Consider the following 11,808-nt stretch of genomic DNA (forward strand, 5'->3'; position numbering starts at 1 on the left):
GCGATGCGCATCAAGAAACTACTAACCATTGGCGCCGCGGGCCTGATGGCCTTGGGCCTATCTGCCACCTTGGCTGCTTGCGGCGGCGACGACACCCCGGCCGAAAAGAAGGCAGACGGCGGCGATGCCAAAACCATCTGCATGATCAACCTGTCGCTGGGAGGCGACTACTTTGCCGGTATGGACACCGCCGTGGGAGATAGGGCTAAGGAACTCGGCTGGGAAGTGCAGTCATACAACGCTGATGGCGATGCTGACAAAGTCCTGACCGACACTCAAACCTGCCTGGCCACTGGCCCTGATGGCATTGTCTTCTCCGGCGCCTGGGTTAATGACTACCCGCAGGCCCTGGCCGATATTGACGACGCCGGCGTCCCGGTAGTACTGGTGGACCGGTTGACCACCACTGAGGTCTTCACTGCTTGGGTTGGCCCAGAGAACGAACGTATGGGCACCGAGGTTGGCAACTACTTGGCTGAGCAGCTGGGCGGTGGCGGCACGGCCGTCATCATCCGCGGTGGCCCGGACGACAACACCATTGGCATTGCCCGTACCACCGGCGCCAAGGCTGCTTTCGATGCCGCTGGCATCACAATCGAAGTTGCCTCCGACTTTGGCAACTGGAACGCTGACGACGGCAAGACCTCAATGGAAAACATGATCGCCAAGCTCGACGGAAAGATCGACGTGGTCTTCTGTGAGAACGACGATATGTGCCTGGGCGCTATGGCGGCCGCTAGCGATGCCGGCCTGGACAACATCATCATTGGTGGCATTGACGGTTCAGAAAAGGCCAAAGCGGAGATCGCCAAAGATGGCTCGAAGTACCTGGCGACCGGCTTCAACGATCCTTTCGTAATTGGCAAGAAGGGTGTTGACGTCCTGGCGGACATTTTCAATGGCGTCAACGTTGAGAAGATGCAAGGCATCGAATCACCCCTTATCACTGCCGCCAACGTCAACGACTACCTCTGAGACATCTGGCAGCTGCCGTGATAACTGAGGCTTTTGTCGAACTTAGCCGCCAGCACCGGATCATCCCGGTGGCGGTAGTCGACAATGCCGCTCGCGCTCCAGACCTGGGCCGGGCCCTCATAGCCGGGGGTCTGCCCCTAATTGAAGTGACTCTGAGAACGCCGGCCGGTCTGGCCGCCATCGCCGCCTTGGCGGCTGCTGGTGGCCCGGCCGGTGGGCCACCGCTAGTGGTTGGTGCGGGCACGGTCCTGAACGCCAATCAGGTCGATGCGGCCGTGGCGGCCGGCGCTAGTTTCGTCGTCTCGCCCGGCTACAGCCCCTCCGTGGTGGCGCGCTGCCTTGAGCTAGGAGTCAGCGCGCTACCCGGCGTGGCCACAGCCAGTGAGATGATGGCGGCCCTGGAACAAGGGGTCGGGCTGGTCAAGTTCTTCCCGGCCGCTCAGCTGGGTGGACCGGCCGGTTTGGCCGCATTTTGCTCGGTTTTTGCCGAACTGAACTTTGTGCCTACCGGTGGGGTGGGACCAGGTAACTTATCCGACTATTTGGCGTTGGCGCCGGTGGCGGCCGTGGGAGGCAGCTGGATGGTGCCTCGCGCCCTCGTGGCCGATGGCGATTTTGCCCAAGTAGAAGAGCTGGTCAGTCAGGCCGTCTCGCTGGCCGCGAGGCGGCCGCCCAAATAACTACTACCGGAGCCGGCGGTGGCCGGTTCGAAAAACTGAAGGTGATGTCATTGACGCTCGATTTGCGCCCTAGGAACACATGTGAGTTCGATGTGGTGGCTCTGGGCGAAGTCATGTTGCGCCTGGACCCGGGGGCCAACCGGATCCGCCGAGCGCGTCAGTTTACGGTCTGGGAAGGCGGCGGCGAATACAACGTCGCGCGCGGCTTGTCCGCGGTCTTTGGCCTGCGTGCCGCCGTCCTGACCGGCCTGCCCTCCACCGAGGTGGGCCACCTGGCCGAGGGGTTGATCCGCGCCTCCGGCGTCAGTACTGAACTTGTCCACTGGAGCCCCTATGACGGAGTTGGCGAAACTGGCCGGCTGGGCCTGAACTTCACCGAGCGCGGCTTTTCGGTGCGCCCGGCCCTGGGGGTCTCCGACAGGGCTCATTCTGCAGCCTCGGCGTTGACCAGCCAAGACTTCGACCTCGAAGACCTTTTTGGCCGGCGCGGGGTGCGTTGGTTGCACACCGGCGGCATATTTGCCGCGCTCTCCCCCAGCGCGGCCGCCCTAGCCGAGACGGCCATGGCCGCGGCCAGTCGCAACGGCACGGTCGTGTCCTATGACCTCAACTACCGCGAATCGCTCTGGCGCCGGCTGGGTGGGCAGGCTGCCGCCCAGGCGGTCAACCAGCGCTTGGCGCCGTTTGTTGACGTCATGTTGGGCAATGAGGAGGACTTCACCGCCGCCCTTGGAATTGCCGCCGATGGCGTTGCCCCAGACCTGGGCGATCTGCCAGTTCCGGCTTTCAAGGCCCTGATTGAAAAGGCTGCGGCGGCCTTTCCCAACCTCAAGCTAGTCGCCACCACTTTGCGCCGGGTGATCAGTGCTTCGGTCAACGATTGGGGGGCTGTCGCCTGGGGTCGCGACCCAGATGGCTCGGGGCAATTCGCCGAGGCCACACCGTATTCAGCCCTGGAGATCCTCGACCGGGTTGGCGGAGGCGATTCCTTTGCCACCGGCTTGATCAACGGCCTAATGGAGGGACTGGATTTACCCGCCGCGGTCCAGCTTGGCCTGGCTAACGGAGCTTTGGCTATGACCACACCTGGCGACACTTCCCAGGCCGACGCAGCCCAAGTCCGCCACTTGGCCGGGGGCGGCAGCGCCCGGGTTGTCCGCTAGCCACCAGCCGCCCGGCCACCCAACTCTCCAGCCACCCAGCTCTCCAGCCGCCGCCCGCTCCCCCCTTTTCCGCGAGTCCAGGGTTTGGCACCATGCCCCTTTTCCGCGAGTCCAGGGTTTGGCAGCATGATTCAGGCTCGCGGGGCACTGCGTTGTCATGCAGGACCTCGGACTCGCGGAATTTGGGGTGGTGTCAAAGCTCGGACTCGCGTGTTGGGGCTGGTCAGAACCCACTTTCCGCGAATCCAGGCTTTGGCAGCATGATTCAGGCTCGCGGGGCACTGCGTTGTCATGCAGAACCTCGGACTCGCGGAATTTGGGGTGGTGTCAAAGCTCGGACTCGCGGAATTTGGGGGCGTGCTAGGGTCACAAGGTGCTTGAATTCGCGCGGCTGACCAAGCGCTTTGGGACTCTCACAGCGGTCGATGACCTGAGCTTTCAAGCTCGGCCCGGACGGGTGACCGGCTTTCTGGGACCAAACGGCGCCGGTAAGACAACGTCCCTTCGCTGCGCCTTGGGTCTGGTCAAACCAAACGCCGGACAGGTCAGGTTCGACGGCCGGGCCTACCGGCAAATCCCAAAACCGGCTGCTCACATTGGCGTGACGCTGGAGGCTTCAGCTTTCCATCCGGGCCGTTCCGGCCTGAACCACCTGCTGTCCTTGGCCCCGGGTATTGGTGCGGGCCGCCAGCGCTGCCTGCAGGCCCTCGAGCAAGTTGGGCTGTCCGAGCAGGCCAACAAGCGGGTGGGCGAATTCTCGACTGGAATGCGCGGTCGCCTGGCCCTAGCCGGCGCCTTGCTGGGTGACCCCCAAGTCTTGTTACTTGATGAGCCGACCAACGGCCTAGACCCGGAGGGCATCGCCTGGATCCGCACACTGTTGCGGACCCTAGCCGGCCAGGGCCGAACGGTGTTGGTCTCCTCCCACCTGCTGAGCGAGGTTGAACAAACCGTCGATGACGTGGTCATCATTGCCAAGGGTCGCCTGGTTCACGCCTCGTCGCTGGAGGCTATGCGCACCTTGGCCACACCCCGCACCAAAGTGGTGGCAACCGACCCAGGCGCTTTTGGCGCCCTAACTGCCCGTATGGGCTGGCAGGCGGCTGCCGACCCAGCCGGGGTCGTCATAGTCGAGGGACCCGACGCCGCCACCGTTGGCCACGCCGCCTTCGAGGCCCGGGTCGAGCTGCATCAGCTGGTGCCACTGCAAGAGGGCCTGGAACAACTGTTTTTTGCGATGACCGAGGGGCCGCGATCATGACCGCGGCGATTAGGTCGGAGTACCGCAAGTTCTTTTCCACCCGGCTGTGGTGGATTCTATTGGTTTGCATGGCCGGGTACATGGCCCTGATGACCTTGCTGATGGTGGGCATGCTGCACTTCGCGACCGACGAAGACAGCCGGCAGCTCGCCGGTGTCATTGACCTGGGGCAGTTAGCCTATTCGATGGTCAACGCGCTGGGTTATGTCTTCCCGGTGCTGGTGGGAGCGCTGGCCATTACCCAAGAGTTCAGGCACCAGACCGTCACGCCAACCTTTCTGGTCGAACCGCGCCGCGGCCTGGTGATGGCGGCCAAACTGGTGGCGGCCATTCCAATGGGCTTTGCCTTTGCGTTGGCCAGCGTGCTGACCGTGGCGATATGCGGCAGTGGCTTTCTGGCCATCATCGGCGAACCGACCGGGCTGGGGCAAGCTTCGACCTGGGCGCTGATCGGTCGCACCCTACTGGCGATGACGCTGTGGGCCTTGGTCGGGGTTGGGGTTGGCACTCTGATCCCGAACCAAGTGGTCGTCATCGTGGTGGTGCTGGCGGTCTCCCAGATGGTCGAACCGATGCTGCGCATGCTGCCAATCCTGACCGGGAGGTCAATGCCTGTCCTGGACTTCCTGCCATCTGCCTCAGGGGACGCCATTATTGGCCAGTCCTTCTATTCATTGATGGCGGGCGGAGGCTCGATGGGCTCCTTGCTCCCCGCCTGGGCGGGCGTCTTGGCGCTGATCGCTTGGGGTCTGATACCGGCCGGCATCGGACTGTTTACGTCGCTACGGCGAGATATCACCTGACGCGCCCAGGAAACCTCCAAGCCCCACCGCCTGAATGGACCCGGCTCCTTTTGAGCCAGCCCATTCAACCTCGCTCGGGCGCTGCAATCCTCAACCTGCGGCCTCGTCAACAGCTGGTCGCTCGGTCTGAATGGACCCGGCTCCTTTGGAGCCAGCCCATTCAACCTCGCTCGGGCGCTGTAGGATCGAACGGTGGCAAAGCTGCCCACTGGCTTGCCTGGCGGTCTAGCCGTCACGGCAGGTATCTGCCCATCTACTGGTTCGGACGGAGAGGTCCACTGAAGTGACAACGACTGAGCACTCACCCATAGGCCCCAAGGCTCTAGGAGCCAACGCTTGGCTGGTCGACGAACTGCACCAAAAGTATTTGACTGATAAGTCATCGGTTGACCCGGCCTGGTGGGACTTCTTTGAGGACTACCAGCCCTCGTCAAGCCGCACCCCCAAGGCTCCGGCCGCGCCCTCGGCCGCAGCGGCCACGATTGCACCCGAACAGGCCGCCGGCCCGGTGCCAATCGCTAGGCCGGAACCAGTCCCCCGCGACCATCTGGTCCGCAAGCCAAAGCCAGTTGACCTGGCGGTCGATGTCACTCCCGAGGCCGCCGCCGTCACCGCGATTGCGCGCTACGCCTCATCCGAACCCGAAGCCCTGACCGAAAGCGGTGAGGCCACCGAAGACGAGTCCGTCATCCTCAAGGGCCCGGCCATGCGCACGGCGGTCAACATGGCCGCCTCGCTGGGCGTGCCCACAGCCACCTCGATTCGTGAAGTGCCGGTCAAGGTGCTGATCGAAAACAGGATGCTGATCAACAACCAGCTGGCCCGCGACCGCGGCGGGCGGGTTTCCTTCACCCACTTGATCGCCTACGCCATGGCTGAGGCGCTGAGGGAAAGCCCCGACATGAACGTGGCTTATGCCGACGAAAAGGGCAAACCGACCCTGCTGCGTCGCAAGCATGTTGGCCTGGGTTTGGCCATTGACCTGACCAAGCCGGATGGCACCAGGCAGCTGTTTGTGCCATCGATCAAGAAGGCTGACACGCTGACCTTCGCCGAATTCTGGGCGGCCTATGAGGACATTGTGCGCCGGGCTCGGGCCGGCAAGCTGACGGTCGACGACCTTTCCGGTGTGACCTGCTCGCTGACCAACCCTGGTGGCATTGGCACCAGCGCCTCAGTGCCGCGGCTGATGCCCGGACAGAGTGTCATTGTTGGCGTGGGCGCCATGACCTATCCGGCGGCTTTCCAGGGCGCCAACGACGAAACCCTGTCTGATTGGGGCGTCTCGAAGCTGCTGACTCTGACCTCGACCTATGACCATCGGGTTATCCAAGGGGCCCAGTCCGGTGAATTCTTGCGCCGCATGGAGGCCAAGCTGTTAGGCCAGGACGGCTTCTACGAGCGGGTCCTGGCTTCGCTGCGCATTCCCTATGAGCCATTCCGCTGGGAACGGGATCTCAGGGCGCCAATGGAGGCCAAGACCAACGCCGTGGCCCGCTTGATCCACTCCTACCGGGTGCGCGGACACATGATGGCGGATATCGACCCACTGGCCTATCGCCAACGCGGTCATGAAGACTTGATGCTGACCAACTACGGGCTGTCAATCTGGGACATGGACCGGGTCTTCCCAACCGGCGGCTTCTCTGAGAAATCAGAGATGACCCTGCGGGAAATCGTCACCCGGGCGCGTGACACTTACTGCCGCAAGATCGGCGTCGAGTACATGCATCTCGATGATCCTGACCAGCGCGCCTGGCTATCCAAGCGCCTTGAGCGCCCGGCCGAACCAATGGAACCGGAAGACCAAGAGCGCACCTTGCGCAAGCTCAACCAAGCCGAAGCCTTTGAGACGTTCTTGCAGACCAAGTACATTGGCGCCAAGCGCTTCTCGCTAGAGGGTTCGGAGTCAGTCATCCCGACAATTGACGCCATGATCAGCCGCTACGCCGACCACGGGGCGCATGAAGTGGTCATCGGCATGGCCCACCGCGGCCGGCTCAACGTTCTGACCAATGTGGCCGGCAAGTCCTACGCCCAGGTCTTCTCAGAGTTCGAAGACGACCAAGACGCCATTACGGTTGAGGGCTCAGGCGACGTCAAGTATCACCTAGGTACTGAGGGAACCTGCACCGCGCCATCGGGCGCCCAAATCAGTGTCTACATGGCTGCCAACCCGTCCCACCTCGAAGCTGCGGACGGCGTTGTTGCGGGTATCGCCCGGGCCAAGCAAGACCGGCTTAACCTGGGCGCAGGCGCCCCGCAGGCGGTCGTGCCCGTGGCCATTCATGGTGATGCGGCCTTCGCCGGCCAGGGCGTTGTCATGGAAACCCTCAACCTGGGCAAACTGCGTGGCTACCGCACCGGCGGCACCATTCACATCATCATCAACAACCAGGTCGGTTTCACGGCCGGCACCGTTGATTCGCGTTCGACCTACTACTGCACCGATATGGCCAAGGGCTTTGACGTGCCGATCTTCCACATCAACGGCGACGACCCGGAGGCTTGTATCCAAGCCACCTTGCTGGCGGCCGATTTCCGCGATCACTTCCAGTCCGATGTGATTGTTGACCTGATTTCCTATCGCCGCCGCGGCCACAACGAGGGCGACGACCCCTCGATGACCCAGCCGGTGATGTACCAGTTCATCGACCAGAAGCGGTCAGTGCGCAAGCTCTACACCGAGGCCCTGATTGGCCGCGGCGACTTGTCAATGGAACAGGCCGAGGAATCGCTCAAGTTCTTCCAGTCTGAGCTGGACCGGGCCTTGACCGAAACGCGCGACGCGCTGACGGCGGCCAAAGAGGGCAACAAGGAAGCCGCCAAGGGCCTGTCGCACGGCCTCGAAGTGCCGGTCTCGCAGCGCGAGGAGGCCGGAGTGCTATCCGGCTGGAAGACGGCCATCAGCCCGGCTGTGATCGAGCGGGTGGGCCAGGTCTTTGTCAACCCGCCGGCTGGATTCACCGTCCACCCCAAGTTGGAGTCGCTGCTCCAGAAACGCGCCCAAATGGCCAAAGAAGGCGGGATCGACTGGGGTATGGCGGAAATGCTGGCCTACGGCTCGCTGATGCTAGAGGATATTCCGGTCCGCCTGACCGGCCAGGACTCACGCCGCGGCACCTTTGCCCACCGCCATGTCACCTTCCACGACAAGGTCAACGGCTCGGAGTGGACCCCGCTGTGGTTCCTTTCTGACCATCAGGCCAAGATCTTTGTCTACGATTCGGCCCTGTCGGAGTACTCGATCAGCGCCTTCGAATACGGCTACTCGGTTGAGCGGCCGGACGCGTTGGTGATGTGGGAGGCGCAATTTGGTGACTTCTTCAATGGCGCCCAAACGGTGGCGGACGAGTTCGTCTCCAGCGCCGAACAGAAGTGGCAGCAGCGCTCCTCTGTCGTGTTCTTGCTGCCGCACGGCTACGAGGGTCAGGGCCCGGACCACTCTTCGGCCCGGATCGAGCGCTGGCTACAGCTCTGCGCCGAAGACAACATGCGGATCGCCCAGCCCACGTTGCCGGCCAACTACGCGCATCTGCTGCGTTTGCAGGCCTACAACCGGCCGCGCAAGCCGTTGATCGTCTTCACACCCAAGTCCGGCCTGCGCCGCAAAGAGGCCGTCTCTTCACTGGAGGATTTCACCACTGGCACGTTCCAGCCTGTCATTGTCGACCCCGGTGCCGAAGGCGCCTCCAAGGTTCTGCTTTGCACCGGCCGGATCTACTGGGATCTCAGGGCTCGGCGGGCCAAGCTCGACCAGGCCGAACAAGCCAAGCTTCAGCTGGTCCGCTTCGAGCAGCTCTATCCGCTCGATCCGGAGGTTTTGGCCCAGGTCACGGCCAATTGGGCGGCCGATGCCGACGTCGTTTGGGTTCAAGACGAGCCGGAGAACCAGGGCGCTTGGACCCATTTGATGCGCCAGCTACCGGCCCATCTTGGTGGGCGCCAGCTGCGTGTCGTGGCCCGGCCAGATGCCGCCTCGCCGGCCACCGGTTCACATAACGGGCACGACGTTGAGCAGCGTGAGCTGCTGAACCGCGCCTTCGCCTAGTTTCGACGCAAAAACGCCAGTCCGAGCCTTCGCAGTTTGCTGCTAGGGCTCGGACTGGCGTTTTGTGGGGTTCTTTTTTCGCTGTCCGACGCCGGCTGCCGTAGTTGACCTGGCCGTCACCCGTTCGCTTGGCGGCGGTTCCAGGAGCTGGGGCTACAAGCCGGTTTCAGAGGCTTGTTGGATTTCCCCAAGCACATCGGCCGGCTTGGCGCCGGAGGCAATCTTGCCGATGTTTTGCTGGATCAAGCCCTGTGTTGAACCCCAATCTGGGTTGATCGAGGGGTAGAACTTGGCGTAGGGCAACAGCTCGTTGAATGGAGCGAATTCGGTTTTGGTGGTGCCTTCGGCGCCGGACTTGGTCACCGGCAAGAAACCCTCGGTGTCAACAAACTTGACGTAGTTGTCCTTGGAGTAGAAGAAGTCGAGGAAGGCGCCAACCGCCTTGCCCCTGGCCTCATCGCCGCCGTTCTTGAAGGCCATCAGGTGGTCAGCCACACCCAGTGTCACCTGGTCTGTGATGTTGGTCGGGAATGGCGACACGGAGTAGTTCAGATCCGGGGCTTGGTCAGCGATCATGCCCATGATGGGGGGCAAGCCAACCACCATGCCGCACTTCGACTGCATGAAAACATTGTTGAGCATCGGGGTGCGCTGGGTGGCGCCGGGGTCCGGCTCGGTCAGGCCGCCGTCAATTAGTTTGACCATGAAATCAGCTGCCTCGATGTTCTTCGGGTCGTCGATGGTCAACGTCTCGGCGTCGCCGTAGCTACCGCCATTCGACATGATCCAAATGCCCAGCTCGCCCTGGGCTTCCTCCGAGCCCAGTGGCATGCAATAGCCGTAGATGTCTTTGTCCATGGCGACAATGGCTTTGGCTGCCGATTCCAGTTCCTGCCAGGTGGATGGTGGATTGGCTGGGTCCAGACCGGCTTCGTTGAAGATGTCATCGTTGATGAACAGGGCCCGGGCCGAGGCGATCAGCGGGAAGCCGAACTGCTGGCCGTTCATGGTGGCGTTGGCCACAAACGACTCCTGGAAATCGGCGATGGTTTCAGGCGCGAGAATCTCATCGGCTGAGTAGAGCAACCCGTCCTGGACGTAGTTCGAGAAGGCATCAATGCTCAAGATGTCAGGAGTCTGGTTGCCTTGAACCTTGGTCTTCATGACCTCGTTGATGTTCTCCCATGACTGCATCTCGAGGGTGATGGTGATGTTGTCATGGCTGGCCTCAAAGTCCTTGATGTAGCCCTCCCAAAGTGACTTCGTCACGTCCGAATAGACCGCAGCCACCATGGTCAGCTCGATTTTGTCGCCGCCACCGTTGCCGCTGCCGCTATCGCCACAGGCGCTCAAAGCCAGCGCCCCAATGCAGGCGACCCCGAGCGCTCCTAACCACTTCCTGTTCACTGCGAACTCCTTCGTTCTAGTTTGGTTATTTGTTAGGCAGGCTAACAGATTACTCCTTTCTGCGGACTATTGGCGCCAGCTTGGCGCCAAATGTCACCAAACCGTTACTTACCGCACTGACGCCTACCCACCCCGGCCCCCAACCTCCGCACCCCTCGACTTCACCGAGTCCGAGGTTCTGCACCACCGCGGACCGCCGAGTCCGAGGCTCCGCACCACCGCGGACCACCGAGTTAGAGGTTTCGCACCACTCCGCCATGGGCGGCCAGGGTTGACTTAGAATTGTTATGCCTGTTTACTAATAAGAGTGACCGACGCCCACGCCCCCTTCAGCCACGGCCAGCTTGGTCAGCGGCTTAGGCCCACTACCAAGGCCCAACCAACCGATTCGCGCGTGCACAACCGCGCCTTGGTCCTAACCACCCTGTTCCACAAGGGCCCACTTTCGAGGGCCGATTTGGCCCGAGCTACCGGCCTAACCAGGGTGACCATCTCTGATCTGGTTCAAAAACTGATCGACGCTGGTTTGGTCTCTGACCAGGGGCCAGTCTCATGCGGACGGGTCGGCAAACCGGCCAATATTGTCTCAATGACGCCCAGCGCCGGCTACGTCTTGGCAGTCGATCTCTCGCTCGGATTGACCGCCCGAACAGCGGTCCTCGACCTCTCCGGCCAGTCCGTTTTGCGCCGCGAAGTACCAATTGGCGACACCCGCGGCGCGGCCGATGTCGAGGCCCTCGAACAGGCCATCCGCCAAATGCTGCTCGAGGCTCCCAGCCCGGTAGTTGGCGTTGGCATTGCCACACCTGGCGTTGTCGAAACCAACGGTGTAGTTCGTTCCGCCGCTAACCTTGGCTGGGTTGACCTACCGCTCAAGCAACGTCTCGAAGACCTTATTGACCTGCCAGTTTACGTAGACAACGACGCCAACTTGGCGGCTCGGGCTGAATTCACCTTTGGCGGCGCCAACCCAACCGGCATGATGCTAATCATGGTGGGCCTGGGGCTCGGCGCCGCTTTGCTGCTCGACGGTGTGTTGCTCGAAGGCCCGACCTCTTCGGCCGGCGAGATTGGCCACGTCACGGCGGTCGACAACGGCGAGCCGTGCGCCTGTGGCCGTGCCGGTTGCTTGGAAACTGTGTTTTCGGCCGGTTCGCTGGACCAGATCCAAGGCGATCTAGACAAGTTGGAACAAATTGGCGCAACCACCGGCACGGTCCTGGCCCCAGTTGTCAGCTCCCTCAACCTCAACGAGATTGTGGTGGCCAGCCCAAACCAAGAACTGCCGGACCAGTTGTTGCAGGCCATCGCCGGTTCCATCAAGCAAAGGGTGCTGCCGGCCACCAGCCAAGGCTTCTTGGTTCGACCAGCCCACGGTGGCAGCGAATCGGCTTTGCTGGGCGCCTGCGCCCTGGTCCTTAGCCGCAGGTACGGCATCGCCTAGAGACATTTCAGCCGAGGCGCCAAA

8 protein-coding genes are annotated in these 11,808 nt (G+C 62.3%); 7 read left to right on the top strand and 1 reads right to left on the bottom strand.

Annotated features, from left to right (window positions below; genetic code table 11):
* Window positions 1–3 precede the first annotated feature (3 nt).
* The 6 genes from FWD29_00790 to FWD29_00815 all read left to right on the top strand — a co-directional run bounded on the left by FWD29_00790 (window position 4) and on the right by FWD29_00815 (window position 8,933).
* On the top strand, window positions 4–975 hold the full coding sequence (locus FWD29_00790; GenBank protein MCL2802483.1) for a sugar ABC transporter substrate-binding protein: 972 nt from the start codon (window positions 4–6) through the stop codon (window positions 973–975).
* A 17-nt stretch (window positions 976–992) separates the two neighbouring features.
* Complete coding sequence (gene eda / locus FWD29_00795; GenBank protein ID MCL2802484.1) at window positions 993–1,655, top strand: bifunctional 4-hydroxy-2-oxoglutarate aldolase/2-dehydro-3-deoxy-phosphogluconate aldolase; 663 nt, start codon at window positions 993–995, stop codon at window positions 1,653–1,655.
* 44 nt (window positions 1,656–1,699) lie between these two features.
* Window positions 1,700–2,818: a sugar kinase gene (locus FWD29_00800; protein ID MCL2802485.1), complete on the top strand. Its 1,119-nt coding sequence runs from the start codon at window positions 1,700–1,702 to the stop codon at window positions 2,816–2,818.
* Between the two features lie 373 nt (window positions 2,819–3,191).
* The gene (locus FWD29_00805) at window positions 3,192–4,079 is read left to right on the top strand and encodes an ATP-binding cassette domain-containing protein (protein ID MCL2802486.1); all 888 of its coding nucleotides are present in this window, start codon (window positions 3,192–3,194) and stop codon (window positions 4,077–4,079) included.
* Complete coding sequence (locus tag FWD29_00810) at window positions 4,076–4,882, top strand: ABC transporter permease (GenBank protein MCL2802487.1); 807 nt, start codon at window positions 4,076–4,078, stop codon at window positions 4,880–4,882. Before FWD29_00805 ends, FWD29_00810 begins: the two co-directional genes overlap by 4 nt.
* Window positions 4,883–5,165: 283 nt before the next feature.
* A complete protein-coding gene (locus tag FWD29_00815; GenBank protein MCL2802488.1) occupies window positions 5,166–8,933 on the top strand; it encodes a multifunctional oxoglutarate decarboxylase/oxoglutarate dehydrogenase thiamine pyrophosphate-binding subunit/dihydrolipoyllysine-residue succinyltransferase subunit in 3,768 nt (1,255 codons plus the stop codon).
* A 153-nt stretch (window positions 8,934–9,086) separates the two neighbouring features.
* On the opposite strand, the gene FWD29_00820 is transcribed toward FWD29_00815, so the two are convergent.
* Entirely contained in the window at window positions 9,087–10,340 is a 1,254-nt protein-coding gene (locus FWD29_00820; protein MCL2802489.1) for an extracellular solute-binding protein, read from the bottom strand.
* A gap of 307 nt (window positions 10,341–10,647) precedes the next feature.
* On the opposite strand from FWD29_00820, the gene FWD29_00825 reads away from it, so the two are divergent.
* Window positions 10,648–11,784 (top strand): ROK family transcriptional regulator, encoded by a 1,137-nt coding sequence (locus tag FWD29_00825; protein MCL2802490.1) that lies wholly within the window; start codon window positions 10,648–10,650, stop codon window positions 11,782–11,784.
* Window positions 11,785–11,808 lie beyond the last annotated feature (24 nt).

This window comes from Micrococcales bacterium (genome assembly GCA_009784895.1).
GTDB lineage: Bacteria > Actinomycetota > Actinomycetes > Actinomycetales > WQXJ01 > WQXJ01.

Coding starts and splice junctions, on each gene's coding strand:
- FWD29_00790 (MCL2802483.1), top strand. CDS start 4: ATGCGCATCAAGAAACTACTAACCATTGGCGCCGCGGGCCTGATGGCC.
- FWD29_00800 (MCL2802485.1), top strand. CDS start 1,700: ATGTCATTGACGCTCGATTTGCGCCCTAGGAACACATGTGAGTTCGAT.
- FWD29_00810 (MCL2802487.1), top strand. CDS start 4,076: ATGACCGCGGCGATTAGGTCGGAGTACCGCAAGTTCTTTTCCACCCGG.